Source organism: Arsukibacterium sp., from assembly GCF_041616895.1.
Classification (GTDB): Bacteria; Pseudomonadota; Gammaproteobacteria; order Enterobacterales; family Alteromonadaceae; genus Alishewanella.
On the sequence record NZ_JBFJPY010000014.1, the window covers coordinates 25,824 to 47,598 of the forward strand.

General features: G+C 47.7%; 19 protein-coding genes. 8 read left to right on the forward strand and 11 right to left on the reverse strand.

The annotated features are described in order from the left end of the window. The first annotated feature begins 21 nt into the window (after nt 1-21). Nucleotides 22-1,086: an LD-carboxypeptidase gene (locus ABY802_RS04300; RefSeq protein ID WP_372625776.1), complete on the forward strand. Its 1,065-nt coding sequence runs from the start codon at nt 22-24 to the stop codon at nt 1,084-1,086. Between the two features lie 31 nt (nt 1,087-1,117). Here the strand turns inward: ABY802_RS04300 and ABY802_RS04305 are convergent, their stop codons facing one another. The 3 genes from ABY802_RS04305 to ABY802_RS04315 all read right to left on the reverse strand — a co-directional run bounded on the left by ABY802_RS04305 (nt 1,118) and on the right by ABY802_RS04315 (nt 4,951). Continuing rightward, nucleotides 1,118-2,416: an inosine/guanosine kinase gene (locus ABY802_RS04305; protein WP_372625777.1), complete on the reverse strand. Its 1,299-nt coding sequence runs from the start codon at nt 2,414-2,416 to the stop codon at nt 1,118-1,120. Between the two features lie 82 nt (nt 2,417-2,498). Next, the gene (gene yaaA, locus ABY802_RS04310) at nt 2,499-3,275 is read right to left on the reverse strand and encodes a peroxide stress protein YaaA (protein WP_372625778.1); all 777 of its coding nucleotides are present in this window, start codon (nt 3,273-3,275) and stop codon (nt 2,499-2,501) included. A 59-nt stretch (nt 3,276-3,334) separates the two neighbouring features. Beyond that, the gene (locus ABY802_RS04315; RefSeq protein WP_372625779.1) at nt 3,335-4,951 is read right to left on the reverse strand and encodes a response regulator; all 1,617 of its coding nucleotides are present in this window, start codon (nt 4,949-4,951) and stop codon (nt 3,335-3,337) included. A 212-nt stretch (nt 4,952-5,163) separates the two neighbouring features. Here ABY802_RS04315 and tal point away from each other — a divergent pair, with 212 nt between their 5' ends. The 6 genes from tal (at nt 5,164) to ABY802_RS04345 (ending at nt 10,748) form a co-directional block, all read left to right on the forward strand. Next, on the forward strand, nt 5,164-6,114 hold the full coding sequence (gene tal / locus ABY802_RS04320) for a transaldolase (RefSeq protein ID WP_372625780.1): 951 nt from the start codon (nt 5,164-5,166) through the stop codon (nt 6,112-6,114). Between the two features lie 46 nt (nt 6,115-6,160). Further along, a complete protein-coding gene (gene pgi, locus ABY802_RS04325) occupies nt 6,161-7,807 on the forward strand; it encodes a glucose-6-phosphate isomerase (RefSeq protein ID WP_372625781.1) in 1,647 nt (548 codons plus the stop codon). Between the two features lie 159 nt (nt 7,808-7,966). Beyond that, complete coding sequence (locus ABY802_RS04330; RefSeq protein WP_372625782.1) at nt 7,967-8,734, forward strand: class II aldolase/adducin family protein; 768 nt, start codon at nt 7,967-7,969, stop codon at nt 8,732-8,734. A gap of 26 nt (nt 8,735-8,760) precedes the next feature. Beyond that, nucleotides 8,761-9,936: a mandelate racemase/muconate lactonizing enzyme family protein gene (locus tag ABY802_RS04335; RefSeq protein WP_372625783.1), complete on the forward strand. Its 1,176-nt coding sequence runs from the start codon at nt 8,761-8,763 to the stop codon at nt 9,934-9,936. 240 nt (nt 9,937-10,176) lie between these two features. Beyond that, a complete protein-coding gene (locus ABY802_RS04340) occupies nt 10,177-10,425 on the forward strand; it encodes a type II toxin-antitoxin system ParD family antitoxin (RefSeq protein WP_372625784.1) in 249 nt (82 codons plus the stop codon). After that, the gene (locus ABY802_RS04345) at nt 10,425-10,748 is read left to right on the forward strand and encodes a type II toxin-antitoxin system RelE/ParE family toxin (protein ID WP_372625785.1); all 324 of its coding nucleotides are present in this window, start codon (nt 10,425-10,427) and stop codon (nt 10,746-10,748) included. Before ABY802_RS04340 ends, ABY802_RS04345 begins: the two co-directional genes overlap by 1 nt. A 399-nt stretch (nt 10,749-11,147) precedes the next feature. On the opposite strand, the gene ABY802_RS04350 is transcribed toward ABY802_RS04345, so the two are convergent. The 4 genes from ABY802_RS04350 to ABY802_RS04365 form a co-directional block, all read right to left on the reverse strand. Next, complete coding sequence (locus tag ABY802_RS04350) at nt 11,148-11,696, reverse strand: RHS repeat-associated core domain-containing protein (RefSeq protein WP_372625786.1); 549 nt, start codon at nt 11,694-11,696, stop codon at nt 11,148-11,150. A gap of 315 nt (nt 11,697-12,011) precedes the next feature. Continuing rightward, a complete protein-coding gene (locus ABY802_RS04355; RefSeq protein WP_372625787.1) occupies nt 12,012-16,223 on the reverse strand; it encodes an RHS repeat-associated core domain-containing protein in 4,212 nt (1,403 codons plus the stop codon). 378 nt (nt 16,224-16,601) lie between these two features. Beyond that, on the reverse strand, nt 16,602-17,480 hold the full coding sequence (locus tag ABY802_RS04360; RefSeq protein WP_372625793.1) for an amidohydrolase: 879 nt from the start codon (nt 17,478-17,480) through the stop codon (nt 16,602-16,604). 11 nt (nt 17,481-17,491) lie between these two features. Then, complete coding sequence (locus ABY802_RS04365) at nt 17,492-18,220, reverse strand: SDR family NAD(P)-dependent oxidoreductase (protein ID WP_372625788.1); 729 nt, start codon at nt 18,218-18,220, stop codon at nt 17,492-17,494. 190 nt (nt 18,221-18,410) lie between these two features. Here ABY802_RS04365 and ABY802_RS04370 point away from each other — a divergent pair, with 190 nt between their 5' ends. Beyond that, nucleotides 18,411-18,584 carry a DUF3545 family protein gene (locus ABY802_RS04370; protein WP_290619057.1) on the forward strand — a complete coding sequence of 58 codons (174 nt, stop codon included), beginning with the start codon at nt 18,411-18,413 and terminating at the stop codon, nt 18,582-18,584. A 74-nt stretch (nt 18,585-18,658) separates the two neighbouring features. On the opposite strand, the gene ung is transcribed toward ABY802_RS04370, so the two are convergent. The 4 genes from ung to ABY802_RS04390 are packed head-to-tail and all read right to left on the reverse strand — an operon-like array spanning nt 18,659 to nt 21,769. Continuing rightward, complete coding sequence (ung, locus tag ABY802_RS04375; protein ID WP_372625789.1) at nt 18,659-19,327, reverse strand: uracil-DNA glycosylase; 669 nt, start codon at nt 19,325-19,327, stop codon at nt 18,659-18,661. After that, nucleotides 19,324-20,604 (reverse strand): threonine synthase, encoded by a 1,281-nt coding sequence (gene thrC / locus ABY802_RS04380; RefSeq protein ID WP_372625790.1) that lies wholly within the window; start codon nt 20,602-20,604, stop codon nt 19,324-19,326. The genes ung and thrC overlap by 4 nt, the downstream gene beginning before the upstream one ends. A gap of 2 nt (nt 20,605-20,606) precedes the next feature. Beyond that, entirely contained in the window at nt 20,607-21,602 is a 996-nt protein-coding gene (thrB, locus tag ABY802_RS04385; protein ID WP_372625791.1) for a homoserine kinase, read from the reverse strand. Between the two features lie 5 nt (nt 21,603-21,607). Then, on the reverse strand, nt 21,608-21,769 hold the full coding sequence (locus tag ABY802_RS04390) for a hypothetical protein (RefSeq protein ID WP_372625795.1): 162 nt from the start codon (nt 21,767-21,769) through the stop codon (nt 21,608-21,610). Between the last annotated feature and the right edge of the window lie 6 nt (nt 21,770-21,775).

Consider the following 21,775-nt stretch of genomic DNA (forward strand, 5'->3'; position numbering starts at 1 on the left):
ATTACTAAAGGGCATTGAAACATGAATAAACGCCAATTCTTGCAATCCAGCGCACTGGCTCTCACCGCTTTACCGCTCGGACTTATCCCTCTTAGTAGCTGCGCGGCAATAAGTAACACGGTAAGTACGACCCATGCGGGTATTGTTCTGCCCAACATGCTCAACCCCGGCGATACCGTTGCGTTGGTCAGCCCGTCAAAAGCGACCGATGAACGGCTTGATGTGCAAATAGCCACTGAAGTGCTGCAGGCACTTGGCTTTAAGGTAAAGCTGGGCCAGCACCTAGAAAACCGCCGCGGCCATCTGGCCGGCACCGATCTTGAGCGCGCCAGTGATATCAATGCCATGTTCGCCGACCCGCAAGTAAAGGCCATTATTTGCCTGCGCGGTGGCTCTGGCGCTGCAAGGTTGCTGCCACTGCTTGACTACCCGCTTATTAAACGCAACCCCAAAGTATTGCTCGGTTACTCTGACATTACCGCATTGCACAATGCGATTCATGCCCAAACCGGGCTGGTTACCTTTCATGGCCCAAATGGCACCGGCAGCTGGAACAGCTTTAATGCCGATCAGTTTCAGCGGGTGTTTTTTCAGCGTGAACAAATGCTGTACCAAAATGAGCTGAATGCCAAAGATGAGTTAGTACCGCGGCAAAACCGGATAGAAACGATTACCGGCGGCAAAGTGCGAGGGCAGTTAATGGGCGGTAACTTAACGGTATTAACAGCGTTAGCGGGTTCACCCTACTTGCCCGACTTTAGCGGTAAAATATTATTCTTAGAAGATGTCGAAGAAGCCCCCTACCGCATTGACCGTATGCTTAGCACCCTAAAACTGATGGGCGCGCTGGACAAAATTGCCGGCTTTATTTTTGGCGAGTGCACCGCCTGCAGGCCAGGGGGCGGCTTTGGCTGGCTCACCATGGATCAGATATTCGATGACCATATTAAGCCGCTGAATATTCCTGCCTACCGCGGCGCAATGATTGGCCATATCAGCAGACAGTTTATTGTGCCACACGGCGCCCCGGTTGAAATGGATGCGGACGCCGGCACCTTCCGGATGTTAAACAGCGTATTTCAATAATAAATAGGCCCCGCTTCGCGGGGCCTATTTATTATCTCTCCCAGTACGCTTCTTCCAGGCTGTCTTCCCGCTCGGGTAAGCCTTTCGATAAGCGTGGGGCGTTCTGCACCAGAATCTCATAACTTACCCGGTTAGCATACTTACAAATCTGGGCAAAACTGGAATACGCCAGATACGGCATTTCATGCTTACCGGATAACGGCTGCACCTGCTTATGAAAATGATTGGCTGCCATATCATGCAAAATGGCCGACAGCGCACCATCGCCGGCACCATTGGTGTTTTTAATCCGCTCTGGCCCGCCCAGGTAAGGGTCAATATGCGAATACACCTTGATGGGTTGCTCACAGTATTTGCGTAGCATCGGCCGGCTGAATTCATATTGGTTAAAGTCGGCCAGGCTGGCCGACTTAATCGGGTTACTGCTTTCCCGTTTTACGCTGTCATCAGTATGGCCGCATAAATACAGGCCCTCAGCTCCGGCGGTGATCAACACCATATCGGTATGGTCCAGAATGGCTTCCGCTGCTTTTAACGGGTCAGCAAAACCAGTCAGCGCTTCGGCTTCCAACTCGTTCATCGCCAGCACATTAACGTAATTTTTAATGGTACTGATAATTTGCTCGCGGTTTTCTTCTACCAAATGCCGGGTACCTAAGCTCATAACTACCGGAACATCATGTGCTTTGGCATCTTCCAGCGCCTTGTGCATGGCCCGCTGAATCGGCTGATTGGTTGCCCGAAGCGGATAAGCACTAACCACAAAAGCGGAAGAAGCGGCAATAATGTCAGTGGGAATATAGTCCGGTTCCAGTTGATCCATATCACTGGGATCGATAACAAAGGTGCGTTCACCATCCGGGGTGATCATGGTAATACCGCGGCCAATATCGCCGGCCACTCCCTGTAAATGGTTCATATCTACTTTTGAGCTGGTATGGCAAACATAATGATAAGCCGGCGATCCCAGGGCAATATTGGCAGACATCACCCCAAGTAATACTGACTTATCGTCTGCGAGCACGGAATAGTTATGTATGGTGTTACCAATAGTGCCACCGGCAAAATGATCTGATATCGCCTGCTTACTGACCAATTCCTGATAAATCGCATTAGCCGTAGCATGCTCCACCAGATTGGAAAGCCCTTTTTGAATATCGTAACGAGTCAAAAAATCGTCAGTGACGCTGGCGACCACATCAACAATGGTTTGGTCCAGGCCTACAATGTAGGTGTCCAGTTCAGGGCGTACTTCAAAGCTTGGCAATTGTGGCTTTGGCTGAGATACAGGAAAGTAATGTTTAATTTTACGCAGGCCGGGAAATTTCATGCTAAAGGCTCAACAACAGACAGGCTGCCATTTTAGCAAAAATGTCAGCAAAGCCTAAGCGCCTTCTGCCACCTTTGGGTAATTATTCTGGCTGCTGGCGCAAAAACACCGGTTTATCTGCGGTTGAATCTTCGCGACTATACTGGTAACCCGCCAGGTTAAAATCGTTAATAGCTTTAGAGTCAGTGAGTTGCTGTTGAATAACGAAGCGCGCCATCAGGCCGCGGGCTTTTTTGGCAAAGAAGCTGATGATTTTATACTGGCCATTTTTATAGTCTTTAAATATGGGGGTAACCACTTTGGCTTGCAGCGCTTTAGGTTTAACCGCTTTAAAGTATTCTTGCGATGCCAGATTAAGCAGCACATCAGTGTTAATTTCAGTTAGCTGATTATTAAGATTCTCAGTAATTTGCCGCTGCCAGAACGCATATAAGTCTTTGCCTGAGGCATTGGCTAATTTGGTGCCCATTTCCAGCCGGTATGGCAGCATAAGGTCCAGTGGACGTAACACGCCATACAGACCACTTAAAATACGCAGGTGCTGCTGACTGAACTCAAGCTCTGACGTGGTTAAACTTGCGGCATCCAGGCCCTGATAAACATCGCCGTTAAACATAAACAACGCCGCTTTTGCCTCATTTTCGGTGTAATCTGGCTGCCACTCGCTAAAGCGGGCGGCATTTAAACCGGCCAGCTTGTCGCTGATATGCATTAGTGAACCCAGCTCTGCCGGGCTAAGCTGCTTGCACAGTGCTGCCAGCTCTGCCGCTTGTGGCAATAACGCCGGCTTAGTGGTTGCCAGTTTTAATGAAACGGGATTGGCATCAAGATCTTTTGCGGGAGATACAACCATCAACATAAAAAGCACCTGTATTACTTATTCAAAATCGCTAAGGTAACTACGCCGCCTCGCGCCGGCTAGTCCAGATAAAGCTCTGATAAATTATTGGTTAAAGTCGTTAATCTGCTACGTTCAGCACTGCTCAGTGCGCAGCTGTTTAATTGCCCCAACGCCGCAGCAGCTAAAGAAACTAAAGCCTTATGAGCAGGCAACATACCAAGCACCTGCACCAGATTAAGGGCGGTTGTCCGATGCGCCGGACAGAGCAAAAAGGCACTACGCAGGCTTTGCAACGCCGCTTTGAGCGTATTGTCCTGCAGTTGCTCAGTACCTAGTTGCTGCCACTGTCGTAGTTGCTGAGTTCGCGCCGCCAGCATTTTGGTAAAGTGTTTGACTAACAGCGGCGCAATACCCTGGCCACTCTTGCTTAAGGTTTCGGCGAGCATGCCGGCTTGTTGCAGCAATACCTTCACCTCTTTGATATTGTCAGCGGAAAAATAATACCAGGCCAAATCCATTAAACTACTTAATGGCAATCGCATTTTTACCGCGTCCACCTCCGAAAGCAGTTGTTCGCTTTTGGCGCCTTCGCCGCGTAACAAATAACCATGAGCCAGCAATATTTTTTGCTGCGCCGCCCCAGGGCCGGTCAACAACTTTAATGGAATGCTGCTCAGGGTATCAAAAAACTGCTGTAAAAGTTGCTTATACCCGGCTAAATCTGCCAGCTGGGCGGAGCGCAAGACACTGCGACTCAGCGCCAGATAAGGCTCAATATGATCAAACGCCGAGAAACGGTATTGCCGCAGCAATTTCTGCCAATAATCGACAGCGGCAGAATCTTCATCCGTTAAATGCAATAAGTTGCCATAATATTGCTGGTAAAGGGTATCCGTTGCATTGTATCGCAGTAATTCATGTACCCCGTCTTTTGCCTGGCCCAGTTCGTTTTGCAGCAACGCCAGCTGCACCAGACAGGCCAGCGCTTCAGGCCTTAACTCATCGAGCTTTGCCAGGCTTTGTAACTGAACCGTAGCCTCCTGATAACGTGTCAGCTGAATTAACGCCAGCGCCTGACCAAGACTGGCCCAACTAAAGTCACGCTGCTGACAAATAGACTGATAAAGTGCCAGGGCCGATGCCGCATCTCCTGCCATCAGCATCACCTCAGCTTTTAAGCGCAGCGCTTGCAGGGTAAGGGCCGGGTGTTGTTTTACCACGTCGTCTGCGTGCACGAGCGCGCCACGGTAATCTTCAGCTATGGCCGCCTGATACACTTTGCGTAATGCAATAGCGGTTTGAAATGCTTTAGCCAACTTTTTCTCTAACTCGATGAAGCTAAAAGGTTTCAGTAAATAACAATCTGGCTGCCCACCTAATACACCATGCACTGGCTGGCGCACTGGTTCGGCAGAAATAATGGCAAAGCAGGCACCGGGCTTCAGCAAACCCTGTAATTTTAATTCAGCAAAAAACTGACTAGCGTCTTTGCCATCTCCTAACTGAAAATCCGCTACAATAAAATCAAACTGCTGCTGCTCTGCTTGCATCAGACCAGCGCTGGCATCGGCAACGGCAGTAATCTCTGTGAAACCGATTTGTTGTAACATACCTTTGATCGAAGCACGCACCGGTTCACAATCTTCAACCAGCAACAATTTTTTACTTTTATAGAACCGTCTTTGTAAGATCATTTATGTCCTGTGCTAAGGTGATCGGTAAACTGGGAAATGGTACGAACGGCGCCTATTCGCGCCATGGCAATATAGTAATTTAGCGGATCAGGTGCAACGATTATTCGGGCAACCTGGTCACACCCTGGCGCTTTTGTAGTAATATTCCTACATTTATTGCTTGAAAGCGTTATAAACCCTAAAATACTTTAAAAAAATGGTAATTAAACAATATGAGCGATTTATTAAGTCAACTTAAAGCGGTGACTACCGTGGTGGTAGATAGTGGCGATTTGGGTGCGATAGAGCAATTCCGGCCTGTAGATGCCACTACTAACCCATCACTCTTACTAAACGCGAGTCAGCTCGATTTTGCTAAGCCCATGCTGTCAGCTGCCATTAGTTATGCTAAAACCCATGCCAATGACGACGCTGCCGTGCTGGAATTAGCCTGCGACAAATTTGCCGTTGATGTCGGCACAGCCATCAGTAAGCTGGTTCCTGGCCGGGTATCAACAGAAGTAGATGCACGTTTATCCTTTGATACCGAGGCTACGGTAGCCAAGGCGCTGCAACTGGTCGAATTGTATCAGCAGAATGGCATCAGCACCGATCGTATTCTGATTAAAGTTGCCTCAACCTGGGAAGGTATTCAGGCCGCCCGTCAGCTGGAGCAGCAAGGTATTCAGTGTAACCTTACTTTACTATTTCATATGGCACAGGCCCGGGCCTGTGCTGAGGCAGGTGCATATCTTATTTCACCGTTTGTCGGCCGTATTCTCGATTGGTACAAAGCGAATACCAAACAAGACTATACCGCCGAAACTGATCCGGGCGTGCTGTCGGTGCGTGATATTTATCATTTTTACAAAGAACATGGCTACCCAACGGTGGTGATGGGCGCCAGTTTCCGCAATACCGGTGAAGTACTGGCATTAGCAGGGTGTGATCGCTTAACCATTAGCCCGGGGTTACTGGATGAATTAAGTAAGCAAACAGGTAGCCTGGATGTAAAATTGCGCGATGGCGGCGCCAATACGCCCAAGCCTGCCGCTCTTACTGAAAGTGAGTTTCGCTGGCAGCTGAACGAAGATGCGATGGCAACGGAAAAGCTGGCTGAAGGTATTCGCAAATTCGCCGTTGACCAACGCAAGCTGGAACAATTAATCGCCAGCCAGGTATAAACCCGGTCAGGATTAGTAAAGAATGGATGCAGCACAGGAGCAGCTTATGTCGGACAGTTTAACCCAAGAGCCTGGTCAGATTATTAAGCTAAGTCAGCTTGCCCGGCTGACAAAAGATGGTCATTTACGCGAGGCGTTTAAAAATGATCCCGGGCGGACAGCTCGTTATACCACCAGTGCCTGTGGTATAACGCTGGATTATGCCAAAAACCTAATTGACGATGCCAGTTGGCAAGCCCTGCAGCAACTGGCAACCGATAGCAGTATTGATAAGCTGCGCCAGCAAATGCAACACGGTGACGCGATTAACAATACCGAGCAGCGAGCGGTATGGCATTGTCGTTTGCGTCAGCAAGATGTAACCGAATTAACCTTGAACGGCGAAGATATTGGCCAGCAAATTACCGAATGCCGTGCCAGAATGGCCGCGCTGGTCGATACGCTGCACCAGCAACAGTATCTTGGTTATCAGGGTAATCCGGTTACCGATCTTATCTGGGTCGGCATTGGAGGCTCGCTGCTAGGGCCGCAAATGGCAGTTGAAGCGCTTACGCCCTATCACTGCAGCCCGGTTAAATTACATTTTGCCGGCAATATTGATGGCGCCGTGGTAAGCGATATTCTGGCGGGGCTAAATCCTGCTACTACACTGGTGGTGGTGGCATCGAAATCATTCGGCACAGAAGAAACCAAGCAAAACGCCCTGGCTATCCGCCAATGGTTTACCGAGCATGGCGCTGACAAAAAGGCCATTGCCCATCACTTCTGGGCCGCCTCATCCAATATTACTGCTGCCGCCGAATTTGGTATTGAACAGAAAAATATTCTGCCGATGTGGGACTGGGTAGGTGGCCGATATTCACTCTGGTCAGCAATTGGTCTGCCGGTTGCGCTGATGATTGGCAATCAGCAGTTTAAGCAGCTGCTGGCAGGCGCCGAAGCAATGGATAAGCATTTCTTTAATAGCCCGTTTGAGCAGAATATGCCGGTAATTATGGCATTGCTTGGTATCTGGTACATTAATGGCCATGGCTGCCAGGCACAGGCACTGTTGCCATATAGCCACTATTTACGCTTGTTGCCTTCTTATGTGCAGCAACTGGATATGGAAAGTAATGGTAAGGGTGTAGATCGCAATGGCAAAGCACTGCCCTATGCCAGCGCACCGGTGATCTGGGGCGATGCCGGCACCAATGGCCAGCATGCCTATCATCAGTTGTTACACCAGAGTGCCTTAGCGGTGCCAGCCGATTTTATCCTGCCGTTAAAAGTTAAGCACCCACTAAAAGACCAGCATAACCGCCTGGCTGCTCATTGTTTTGCCCAAACGCAGGCCCTAATGCAGGGAAAAACGCTGGAAGAGGCCACTGCTGAGTGTTTGGCGCAAGGCATGAGCCAGCAGGAAGCCAGTACACTGGCGCCTCATAAAGTATCGCCAGGTAATAAACCCAGTAATACTTTATTGTTGCCGGAGTTGTCGCCCTTCTATTTAGGGGCATTAATCGCCTTGTATGAGCACAAAGTATTTTGCCAGGGGGCGATTTGGCAACTTAATAGCTTTGATCAGTGGGGTGTTGAGCTCGGTAAACAATTATCCGGCCCGATTTATCAGGCGCTTACCGGTAAAGCCAGCGACAGTTTCGACAGCTCTACCGCCGCGTTAATTAAGCAGTTTATGGCTGCTCAGAACTAAGGTTTAGCTCAAAAAAGTTAATACTGCCAGCAGTCGCTGCAACATGGTTAGTTGCAGCGATTTTATTTCTGCAGCCGCATTGATCCCTACTGGTAACTCCCTTAGACTTCTGAACATCTATTTGCCAGCGCTTCGCTGGCCGTTTGCCGGAGGTAAGCCTTGCAGCCTTTACCCAAACTTAATTTACGCGACAAGGTCAGCGCACAAGAGTGGCAGCTGCGGCTGGATTTAGCTGCCTGCTACCGGCTGGTCGAGCATCACCGCTGGGGCGATTTAATTTATACTCACTTGTCCGCCCGCTTGCCGGGTACCAACCATTATTTAGTGAATGCTTTTGGTTTAACGTTTGATGAAGTTACCGCCTCTAATCTGGTGAAAGTAGATTTAGACGGCAATATTCTGGATGATACGCCCTTTCAGATTAACCCGGCTGGCTTTACCATTCACAGTGCTATTCACGAAGTACGCGCTGATGCGCATTGCGTTATTCACCTGCATACCAAAGAAACCATTGCGGTGGCGACCCAGCAGCAAGGCTTGCTGGCGCTAAGCCAATACGCCATGTTCTCGTTAGGCTCCCTGGCCTATCATCAATATGAAGGTTTAGCGGTTAATCAGGATGAAAAGGCCCGCTTACAAGCTGATTTAGGCCAGCATAACCATATGTTACTGGTGAACCATGGTGGCCTGACAGTCGGGCCAACGGTCGGTGATGCCTTTATGCGTTTTTATGATTTACAGCGCGCCTGTGAAATTCAACTGGCGCTACAAGCCAGTGGCCAGCCGGTGATCCCGGTGGCCCAGCCGATAGTCGACAATATTAGTCAGCAAGCCAAAGTAGTACACAGCGGCAGCACTGGTGGCCAATTAGCCTGGCCGGCGATGCTGCGTAAAGCCTACCGGCTTGCCCCCGGTTTTGCTCAGTAACCGTTGCAAACCTAACAGGAGTTACGATGAAAGTTACCCGCGTAGAAGTGTTTGATATTTTTTGCCCCGATCGCCCGGCCTGGACCCCGGTTTTTGTTCGCATTCATACCGACGAAGGCATCAGCGGCGTGGGCGAAGCCGGTCTGGCTTACGATTTAGGCCACAGCGCCGCAGCCGCGATGATAAAAGAAATGGCAGAGGCCTTTTTAATCGGCCATGACCCGTTTCAAACCGAGAAACTCTGGTCACGGATGCTACGCGAAAGCTTCTGGGGTTTAGGCGGCGGCCCGGTTATCTACTCAGCCATGAGCGCTATTGATACTGCGCTATGGGACATTAAAGGTAAAGCCCTGAATTTACCGGTATATCAGCTGTTAGGTGGTAAGGTGAACGACAAGTTGCGTACCTATGCCTCACAACTGCAGTTCGACTGGGGCCCGGAATTTAAAGCGCTGGTTCACCCCGAGCAATATGCTGAGGCCGCACTAAAAGCCATTGCAGAGGGTTATGACGCCGTAAAAGTTGACCCGATTCAGTACGATAAAGACGGCAACACTTACTACGATCGCACTAATATTATCTCCCGCACCGAAATGAAGCTGTACCGGGCCAGAATGCAGGCCATTCGTGACGCCGTAGGCGATGAAGTGGATATTATTTTTGAATGCCACAGCCTGCCAGGTGCCACCTCAGCCATTCAGATTGGCGAAATAGCCAAAGAATTCGACTGCATGTACTTTGAAGAGCCAGTGAATTATCTAAACCATTCATTGCATGCCAAGGTAGCCGATAAAGTAGCGGTACCTATCGCCGGTGGCGAGCGGCTGTATAATCGCTGGGGTGTGCGGCCTTATTTAGAAGATCAAAGCATCGACGTACTACAGCCAGATATTGGCCTCTGTGGTGGTTTTACCGAAACGAAAAAAGTCTGTGACTACGCCGATATTTTTGACGTACGCATTCAGGCCCACGTTTGCGGTGGCCCGGTAGCAACTGCCGCAGCGCTGCACCTGGAAACTGCCATACCCAACTTTTTAATTCATGAGCACCATACTTATGCCATTAAAAAGTGGAACCGCGAACTGTGTATTCAGGACCCGCAGCCGGTAAATGGCTTTTTCCAGGTATCTGAAGCGCCGGGTATCGGCATAGAGCTTAACGACGAGATTGTGATGCGCTCACAGCGGGTTGAGATTAAATAGCCTGGCAGCGGCTGGTTAGTTTGAATTAAGCCGGTACCAGGCTCTGGCTGCGCCGGCACTTAGTTGCTGCCAGCCAGCTACCCCGGGGTCACGCTTTGTTTTTTTGGTTAGGTTAACTTAACCCAACTAATCAAGAACCGAAGAGTAGGCCAACCGAAAACTTATGGTTTAGTCCTTGCTTAACACTTGGGCACAAACTATATTCATAATTGTTAATTTTGAATATAACTGAGGTGCCACTTGGCAACTACAAGTCTAAGTTTAGGCGAGCATTGGGAAGTGTTCATTAAGAATGAAGTGTCCAGCGGCCGTTATGGTTCTGCCAGTGAAGTGGTTCGCGATGCTCTGCGAGCCATGGAAGAACGTAAGAGCAAACTGGAAGCGTTACGAGCGCATTTATCCGAAGGTGCAACACAAGCCCACAATGGTACTTTTGTCGAAAGCTTCTCTATGGATTCGCTTATAGATGAACTGGATGCTGGAACTTAGTGGCGCAAACAACAGCTAATACTTACCGGGTTACCTTTCGTGCCAGGGACGACTTGAAAAATATTGGACGCTACACTGAGACAACGTGGGGCGAAGCGCAGCGTAACCACTATTTAAAACAGATCGAAAAGCGCTTTAAATGGCTTACTGAAAATCCCCTGCTTGGCAAACATCGCACTGATGTCCATGAAGGTTATTACAGCTTCCATCAAGGGCAGCACGTGATATTTTACCTGATAGGTAACAGCATTATCGATATTATTGCTGTGCCTCATAAAAATATGGATATTATTAGCTACTTTCCCGATATTACTGACACCTAATTCCCAATTTTTCACCAAGATAACGCCTCGTAGCAACGAAAAACTATCATAAAATTATTAATGCTAGTAGTAAGTACCGACCGGTCAAACGCTTCCAGCTTGGCCCGCCATACTACCGCTTTGCTTTGGTTGGTAAGTACTTCTGGCCGGCCTAAGTGGTCGCGTCCAACAAGCAAGGCACGGCCACGTTGTTTCCTCAATGAAAGAATTTGCTACGTTTACCAAATATTCCGAAGGTGTAGGCTATAAAAACCATTCCTAGAAAAATAGCGCCATAAAACGATATAAGTTCTAAAAATGTCATTTCCCGACCGGAGAAAAATAGAAAATATAGCCCACAAATTATTAAATAAACGCCAATAAGTGCTGAAGCTAGCTTGAAAATTGATTTCATAATTATTAACTACACCTCAGTTCGCACACAATGTTAGCAGTAACAACAAAAGGCAATGCAAAGGACGCTGCCACCGCACTTGCAGCATTTGCACTTTTTAATACTTTCAAGGCTCCACCTTGTCTCACCGCATTAGAAAATCCCTTGTCGTCATATTTTGTATATAAACCTCGGTTAATTCGTGGAGTTGCGTAGGCTTCTGTCACACTCGAATATGCCTGCACGCCCACTGACAATAATCCTAAAGGGTTAAAGTGATTTACATTAGTATAAAACTCACCATAGTTGTCCTGAAGACACTTATCAACGCAGTTATCATTTGCCTCACAGTCTTTTAAACCGCTGCTATCAACCCTTGTAATAGGATTGCTTGAAGCATACCCATAAGTATTAAACCCACCCGCTAACCCTATCGGGTCGCTCTGCAGGTATCTGCCAGTTGTTGCGTCATAATCCCGGAAATAGTTATACCAGCTTAGTTTTTCACTGTCCCAGTATTGTTCAGATACTGGGATAGCACTTTGTCTGTTATAGAGTGTAAATTTTGTAGACATAAATCAGTGACACAACTAGTAGCACGAATAATACAGTTCTACTTCGGTACCATCCCACCCAAAGTAGTAGACCAATTAAACCGTATAAAATGACGTTAGTTAATACTACAATAACAGGAGTGGAGTAACTGTTATCTAATGGATCAGACAACAGCAGTAATGAGCCAGGACAGAGGGCTACAAATACAGTTTCCACCCAAGCCGGTAACTCAAATAAAAAAGATTTTCCATTGGGATGAAAATAATACAAAATTAGCCAAATTGTAGGAATCGTGCCCCCTATCAATCCAGCAACTACAATATAAAAAAGCATTTTCATTCCTTATGTAGAGATCTGAAAAAAGGTTTTGGACGGATAGTAGTTGATGATTCAATTCCAGCTAAATCCAAAGCATTTCGAACAAAGTTAACGCAATTGTTGCCTGTAAATACGTACTCACCCTGATAATTATTAATGAAGCTTGCAACAGCATCATCCTGCTCTTTGGTTGTCTCCATTGTTTTGCAAGATTGTTGTTTATTACTATCATCAGATAACACAATTCCGGGTTTACCTGTCAACGGACTACCTGAAGCATTGTCATCAGGATAAAACCCTCTAGTGCTACTTGTATTTACACCAATACCAACATGCCCAAAACCGCCCGCCCCAGAATAAATGCAAACTGTTAAATCCAAACCAGTGGGGTCAGTCCATTTGACAGGATTTCCCCCAACATACCCATAAGTATTTAACCCACCCGCTAAACCAATCGGGTCGCTCTGCAAATACCGGCCGATGGAGGCGTCATAATACCGATGCCAGTTGTACCATAAACCAGACTCTATATCGTAGTACTGGCCTGGAAAGCCCAGATGGTACCCTCCAATACTGTTGGTTATCACTACCCGGTCAAACGCCAGGTTGTGCGCCCGCCATACTACGGCTTTGCTGGCATTGGTAATGGCTTCTGCCCGGCCTAAATGGTCGTTATGCACATAATGCAAGCTGCTACCCCGGATTACGCCGACCACTTGCCCCTCAAAGCGGATATAAATACTGTTCAGCACATTACTGTCGCTTGCTGTTTCTGCAACTAACTGGCCATCAGCACCATAGAGATAACGGTATGTGCCCCCAGCACCACTTTTGTACGCCCGCTGATTGTAACCATTGGTAAGATAATTTGTAGTAACGGTATTTCTTTTAAGGCTGGTTACATGGCCCAAGCCATTATATGTCAACGTTAAGGCTGCACCATCTGCCGCCGTTAATTGCTTTACATTACCCCGACCATCGTAAGTAAAACTCCTCGCTAACCCTGTCTTAGCTGTACTTGTTAACCGGTTGCTGCTGCTGGCTGTGGTATGGCTGGAAACCACCCCTGCCAGTGTGGTCTGCGTACGATTACTATTGTCGTCGTACAACCAGGACTCTGACCGGACGGTCGCACTTGCACTGCGTAACCGTGACAGATTGTCATATCCATAGGTTTGGCTTGCAGCGGAGTTGCGAAGATTGCTGATATCCGTCATTTCATTAACCGTATTGTAGCTATAGGTTAAGTCCTGAACGGTATCGGTGGTAATTTTGTGTATCCGCGCATCATTGTCGATACTGCGGTTATGCCACAAGCCGTTTCCATAGCCATAACCGGTACTTTGACCAAAAGGCAAGTAATCCATCTGGCTAATTACAGTTGACCAAGTGCCATTTATACCTGCTTCAATCTTGTTAAGCCTGTCAGCTGCATCATAGCTGTAACGAATACTTCTGTTACCCGGGTAATTAACCTGACTTAAACGGCTATGGACATCGAACTGATTTACAACCGCAAAACTGCTACCTTGTATTACGGTGGTAGTATGAGTAACCTGCCCTGCTGAATTGTACTGATACGAAGTGCTACCACTTGGGTCATCGATACGGCATAGGCGACCGATGCCATAAGTACAACTGTCATATGTGTAAGTGATGGTTCCGCTCGCACTACTTAACTGCTCGACCCGGTTAGCACCATCGTAGAAATAATAAGTACTAGTATTATCTGGATGAATTATCTGACTAAGCTGCCCCAGATCATACAGGTAAGTAGTTGTACCGGTATCTGGACTTACTTGCGTTAACCGTTCACCAAAAACATTGTATGTGTATTGGGTAACCTTCGCTCTGGCGTCAGTTACTTTAACTAAATTGCCAAATACATCGTAATCATATCTAACAATTTTATTATCCGGTCTGGTCGCTGTTTTTAACCTGTTTGAGCTGTCGTAGGTATAGGTTGTTTTTCTGCCTAATACATCAGTAACGGTTTTAACATTGAGGTTACCGTCATAGGTATAGGTTAACCTCTGGCCATTATTACCCGGTACATTATTCAGCAGACCAAGGTTGTCGTACACGTTATTTTTTGTGTAATGAACATCATAGCTCGCTATATTTACGAAGGTGAGCCCGCCACCAGGCCTAGAGCCACCAGGATTTACTGCTTGCCGCTTAACGATTTCTGTTTCAGCCTTTACCTGGGTGACATTACTTAACTTATCGTAATAGAAATGCAAGTAATCTTCGTCTCCCACTATCTGAATTTGGCCGCTGGCATGAGTACTTGGCAGCCTTTGCTGGACTAAACGACCCGCAAAATCATAATAATACTTTATGTATGCACCAGAGCTTGCAGTAACAAGCTCTGGCTTGCCAAACCGGTTGTAAATTATCGAAGTAACTTGCGTACCGGAATCAAGAAATTTTGAAGCGGTAGTTACATTTCCCCGGTTGTCATACTGAAACTCTGTTTTAACATTATTAGCATCAATACTGTAACCAGGAAGCCCCCGTAAATCATAATCGCCAAAGGTTTGCTTTTGGCCCAAGTTATTAGTTATTTCTTGGATATTACCGGCATTATCGAAAAGTGTTGATATTTCGTCACTGTTACCTGGTAACGGACCATCAACACTCATACTGATTAACTTATTTCCCGAAACAACATAGCTGTATTCACTTGTGCGTTCTTCATACGTTAAGCCATTTTCAGGATACTGGACCTGCGTTACTGTTTTTGTCCGCCGTTTAGCAGCATGATTATTGTCATAGTAAGTATAGTTAGTTTTACTTAGTAACTTGCTACCTGAATCGGCTGCACAAAACGTACCTGCGACACAGTTGCTTGGGGCGCTGTGATACCAGGTAACACTTTCAATTTGGTTGTCGGGGGTATGCGTGTAATGAATAAGTACATTATCTTTGGTGACTTCTGATAATTTTTGACCCGCACTGTTAAAAGCTAACTTGGTTGAGTTACCATTCCAGTCTGTTCGAGAAATCTGATGCCCTTGTAAACTGTAAGATGCATGAGCAATAGCTGCAGAACATGATGCCGACGCAGGTCGGTTAGTACTTGTCAAACGTTTACGTCCGAGCGAATTTGTAAAATTAAATACCGTGTTGGCTCCAAGAGCATTAGTTTCTGTAGTAGCGGCTGATGTGTATGTAAAGGTTGATTCATTTACTCCTCCAGCTAAACCACTTTTTGACACTTTAGAACTAGCATTATATGAATTAACAGAATAGCGAGCTCCTCCTATCGACACTCCTGTAATTAAATTAGGCTTGGTTGTATCCTCATAATGGTACTTCAACGAATATTTTGCTTCTGGATAGGTAACGTCACTAAGCCTGCCATTGCTAAGGTAGGTATATATATAATTTACATTCGCAGGTGTAGTGATTTTCGAAATAACTGAGTCTACCCAGTAAAATCGGAGTGATTTATTATAATCATCTGTGATACTTGACAACTTTCCACTTATATAAGTGTAACGAAGCTTTTGCCCATGTCTGTTAGACCTTTCTGTTAATAAGCTCGTCTGTGAATAGCCGCTGACCGCGTTATAATGCTCGACCGAACCATCATCACCATAACGGGTCCAAGTACCATTAGCATTCTTAACTGCGTACCCAATGGTTTCTGGTTTGCGATCTTCCCAGCGGTTATTACTGTCCACCCAAAAGTAGGTATAACTATTACCTTGAATCTGAAAAGTAATACTAACCAGTTCTCCTACTTGACTACAGTCCTTCGTTGGAGGGCAGGTTAAGCGCGTTCCCGATCCAAAGGTTTTAAACGTTAATTTGTTTTCAATATTAGCCGACCACCCGCGGCCAAAGACTCCCAATCCCATTGCAGAGTTATAAACACGGGTAACTGAAAAAGGAGACCGACCTAGAGAAGGAATGTCATTGTGGGTGAATGTTTTAGCTCCAGATGAATAAATTACTGGGTTATCAGATGATGGATTATTGTTGCAGTCTGCCTCCTTATCATCGTCATCGCTGGTAGACTCTACATACGAGTTGTCATTTAATCCCTCAGCCAACAAATCGTTATTCCATTGTTGTTGAAATAAAGCAAATACATCTAAGTTATTCGGCAATGGTGCCAAAGGCGTTCCCGTTACCACAATATGCTCCACATCGTCTTGTTGCTCTGAAGCCGAAAGAGAATGCGAACAAAAAATTAAAAACAATAAAATATATATTTTCATTATTTGTATACTCTAAATTAACCTTTAAGAAATATAATTATCTATTTTATTTATGGAAACTAAATTTTTATAATTTTCTTGTTAAAGGATGGAGCTTAATTACTTAACAGATTAAATATCTTTCTGCTGCAGATGGCATTTGAATCTATATCCTTAGCAGGTGCGGTTAAGCATGGGCTAGACGGACTTATTTGAAACCCGCGATTGATACTTCTCTAGTAAGTTCCTTAAAATTATTAAGAAAAGTAGCCTGTAAACGGTTTTTTTGACGTATCGGAGGCACCGGCATTGAGCTTAACGACGAGATTGTGATGCGCTCACAGCGGGTGGAGATAAAAGGTTAAAATCGATGTTGGTTAAACAGCCAGCAATGGCTGTTTAACCACCGGGAAACCCATACCAAGCTCTGGCTGTTCCTGCACTCAGTTGCTGCCAGCCAGTTTTGCTAAGTCCCAGGTTTTCAAGCAGCTGATGATAGCCTTGCCATAGCTGCTGATAACTGCCCTGCCACAAACATAACGGAAAATTACTGGCTAGCATTAGCCGCTTCGCTGGCCACTCACGTAGCACGGCAGCGAATACCTGCTGCTGCCAGGCAGACTCTGCCATACTGTAGCGACCTGCATTTAACAGCTCCCAGCCAGATAATTTCATCGCGACATTGGCCAGCGGTGCCAACTGGCGTATGCCTGTTTGCCACAGAGAAAAATTATCAGGCGTTACTAAACCCGCATGGTTTAGCACCAGCTTTAAATCAGGAAACGCCTCTGCTAATTGCACAATTCTGGCGACGTTTTTAGCGCTGGCCAGGGTGCATTGTACTTCGAGCAACAGGTTATGCCGGGCTAACTCACGGGCGACTTGCAGCAACTGCGGCGCATGCAGCCAGCGCTCATCATCGCCTTCAAAAATATGCCGTACCCCAGCAGGCTGATACGGCAGCAGCGTCTGCAAATTAGCCAGCACCTGCGCCAATGGCAGGCTGCAATCTAAAAATGCCACTGCCCGGTGCGCAATAGCAACCTTTTGCTGCGCCAACCAGGCAAGTTCGCGCGCTGGTACCTGATTATCAAAACCGGCCTCAATATGCACCAGCCCGGCCAGACGAAACGGTGGGGCCAGCTGCAAGTCAGCTGCGGAAAAATCGCCTTGCAACAAAGCTTTATCCGGCCAGACAGGTGCGTTACCGGTTCGCAGCCAGTGATAATCGCCTGCGCTAAGCTGCCACAAATGTAAATGCGGGTCGATGATCTCCATAACCTGATTGTTCACTGGCAAGTATAACCACCATCAATAACCTGCAGGCTACCGGTTATAAAACGGGCATTGTCACTTGCCAGAAAGGCCACCAGCGCCGCAACTTCTGCTGGCTGCCCTAAGCGACCCAATGGTTGCTCTGCGGCTTCATCTGCCACTACTGCTGCTTTATCCGCACCACTATTGGCGCAGTAGCGGTCAATGGCCTGATGAAACAACGGCGTTTCAATGGTACCCGGGCAGACGGCATTCACCCGGATACTAAAACGGGCATAATCCAGCGCGGTTGTTTTGGCCATGGAGGCCAGGGCATGTTTACTCAGGTTATAAGCAAAAGAGTTTTTCTTGGCGATCAGCGCCTGATCTGAGGCGATCAGCACAATGGCACCACTGTGCTGGCTGCGCATTTGCGGCAATACTGCCTGCACAGCGGCGTAGGCGCCTTTGACATTAAGCGCAAACAAGCTATCCAGCGTGGCTTCGTCTGTGGCTTCGATATCGGCACTGATATGACGACCGGCATTTGACACTAATAAATCTACCCGGCCAGTTTCCAGCAGAATTTGCTGAATAACGCGTTTTACCATTGCAACCTGACTCACATCGCACTGCCGGTATTCACCACGCTCACCTTTCACAATATCCAGATTAAACACCTGGTATTGCTCATCCAGCAATTTTTCAATGATGGCATAGCCAATACCCTGGCTTCCACCGGTAACAATAGCAACTTTTTTCATGCCGGTTCCTTTTGGATTTTTACCGCAATATCTACCGCAATATCTATTGTACTGACCAATAGTGAGCATAGCGATTTTTTTGAAATTTTTGCATAGCTGTCATGCTGTTGTCACTTAACTATTTTATTTTGCAACAAAGTGTGGTAGAACTTTCGTTGAAAATAACAACAACATCAGCAGAGGCCGTATTATGGAAAGCTTCGAAGAATTACTGAACATGTTGGAACGCCCGGCAGCAAAACCCAAAGCTGTTAAGCGTAAATGGCGCGAAATTGAAGAGTTAAAAGAGCGCCATCGCCTGAAAAAAGAGCTATGCGATATGGACTGGACCATAGAGCCAGAGCTGGCCGATATCGAGTTATAACGCCAACGCCCAATCATTGATTGGGCGTTGCTGTTTTAGCTTAAGCCATCACTTTTTGTGGCGGCACACCTGTCCTAACGGCAAACCGAAAGCCAGTTGATGGCCTCGCGGTTGCTGTTTTGCAGCAGGCTGTTGGTTTGCAAAAAATGGCCGCAGCCTAAAAAACCACGGTGCGCTGATAATGGCGAAGGATGCGGTGCGGTCAGAATATGATGGCGCTCACCGTCAATAAATCGTGCTTTTTTCTGAGCATGGCTGCCCCACAGCAAAAAGATCACGCCCTGACAATGCTTGCTGATCGCGCCGATAACCTGATCGGTAAATTGCTCCCAACCTAACTTGCGGTGCGAGTTGGGCTGGTTGGCAATAACAGTTAACACGGTATTAAGTAACAATACCCCCTGCTCTGCCCAGCTTTGTAAATTACCGTGGCCTGGTGGCGTAAAGTCAGCATATTCCATTGCCAGTTCTTTATAAATATTGGCCAGGGAGGGCGGCACTTTTACGCCGTCCCGTACCGAGAACGCCAAACCGTGCGCCTGATTTGGACCATGGTAAGGGTCCTGCCCTAGTATCACCACTTTTAACTGGGTCAGCTCGGTAAGTTTAAAGGCATTAAACACATCAGCCTGAGGCGGATATATGATGGTGCCGGCGCTGCGAGTCGCTGCCACCTCAGAGAGCAGCGCCTGAAAATAAGGCTGCTGCTTTTGCTCACCCAATATTTGCTGCCAATCTGTCATGTGCGGTCTAAGGTCCTGATCACCTGCTCTAAGGCTGAGAAGTCTGCCGCAATATCGATGCTAAGTCCAGACTCAGCAGCACAGGCAGCGAGCGCTGCTGGCAACTGAATGGGATTACCCAGAATGTTCTCAACCTGCTCTTTAAATTTCGCCGGGTGGGCAGTACCAAAGAAAATACCAAACTCATCTGGTGCCAGGCTGCGCTTCAACGCTTTGTAGGCAACGGCCGCATGCGGTTCACTTAAATAGCCCAGTTGCCACAGCTGGCGCACGCTAAGCTGGGTGTCATCTTCATCTACCGCGACCGCTTCAATATCGTCACGCTGGATCACTCCCTGTGCCAGCAATGCCTCTATTCGTGGCCAGTTGTTGGGCGCACTGACATCCATCGCGTTAGATAAGGTGGCAACGGTCGCTTTCGGTTGCCATTGCTGACTGCGCCAGTAGCGCGGCACGGTATCATTGCTGTTGGTGGCAGCAATAATACGTTTGATAGGTAAGCCCAGTGCTTTGGCAATAAGGCCGGCACATAAATTACCAAAATTACCGCTGGGTACCGAAATAACCACTTGCTGACGCTGTGCCGCGGGTACCTGCGCTAGTGCTTCAAAGTAATAGCAAATTTGCGCAAATAAACGGCTGATATTAATTGAGTTAGCCGAGGTAATATTAAACTCGTCTACCAGGCTTTTATTATCGAACACCTGCTTTACCAGAGCCTGACACTGGTCAAAATCGCCGTCCACCGCCAGGGTGGTGATGTTATCCCCCAGAGTAGTAAATAGCTTTTCCTGCAGGCTGCTGATTTTGCCTTTAGGAAACAGAATAACCACTTTTACCCCGCTCTGGCGGTAAAAAGCATGGGCAACCGCCGCCCCGGTATCACCCGAGGTTGCGGTAACAATGGTAGTCGGCTCTGATTGTGCTTTGGCAAGCGCCTGCGCCATAAAGCGGCCACCAAAATCTTTAAAGGCTAATGTTGGCCCGTGAAACAGTTCCAGTGCACTGATATTATCCGTTACCTGCACTAACGGTGCCGGGAACGTAAACGCGCGGTCAACCATCGCCAGCAGTTCAGCCTGCGGCAGCTCATCGCCAATTAACGCCGCTAAAATGCTGCAGCTGCGCTCTACTAATGGCATGGCTAACAATGCCTCAATATCCAGCTTTGGCCAGCTGGTTGGAAAAAAAAGACCTTGCTGCTTACCCAGGCCCTGGCGCACCGCGTGTAAAAAACTTACCTGTTCGCTGGCCACTTTTAAATTTGTTAGTTGCATTGTCACATCCTCTGGCCGTCGTCGGCCGGTTGCAGGGCCAGTGCTCTGGCGCCGGCAGTTGATAATTGGCAAATCCGGGTGCAGGCATCGGCGTTTTTTTCATAATGCTGTTGCAAATAAGCGGCAGCGTTAGCAGCGGTAGCGTCGTCCGGACACAGCGCAAATAAGGTTGGTCCGGCACCCGAGATCCCCAGGTGCAGCACTCCCTTTGTCGTCAATGCCTGGCGCAGTGCAGGCAGCTCAGGGATAAGCGTTGTCCTGGCGGGCTCAGCCACTAAGTCCTGCAGCGCCGCAATGGCTTCAGGTTCGTCCTGACAATATAACGCACTGACAAAACGACTCAGCATGCCGGCAAATTCAATACTGTCTGCCAACGTTAACTGCCGGGGTAATACCTCCCGGGCAGCCTTGGTGGACAATACGGTGCCTGGGTAGCTTAATACCACCCGCCAATGGCTGAACCAGGGCAAGGTGCGGCACACATTTTTGCTACCTGGCAACATTAATTGCAGGCCACCCAGCAAACTTGGCGCAACATTGTCATAATGCACGCTACCACTTACTCCGCCTTCTGCCTCAGCCATTAACTGCAGTAATTGCTGCTGGTTCAATGGTTGGCCAAAATAGTCATTAAAGCCATAACAAGCTACCACTATTGAGCAGGCACTGGAGCCCAGACCACTGCCCACCGGCAGGTTTTTCTGTAAATGCAGTGCTAAGCGGGGTAAAGGTTTGCCCACCGCTTGCTCAAAGGCATAAAAACAGCTTAAGACTAAATTGGTACTGCTGTCGGCAGGCAACTGATGGCGGTAACGACCGCTGATCTGTAAGCTGAGCTCACTCTGCTCGCCGGTTATTTCCAGCACATCGCCAAATAAAGCGTCGTTTGTATCTCCCACTGCTACAGGTTCAAAGGCAGCGCCGAGTAAATCAAAACCAACAGAAAAGTTGCCGGTTGAGGCCGGCGCAAAATAACGGGCTATCGTAGAATTCTTCATGGTTATTACACCTGCTGCTGCCAGCTTAGGGTCCGCATAATATCACTGAACACCCCCGCTGAGGTTACTGCAGCCCCGGCGCCATAGCCCCGCAGCACGAAAGGGATCGGCTGATAATAACGGCTATGAATTGCCAGGGCATTTTCACCGTCTTTTACCTTGGCCAGCGGATG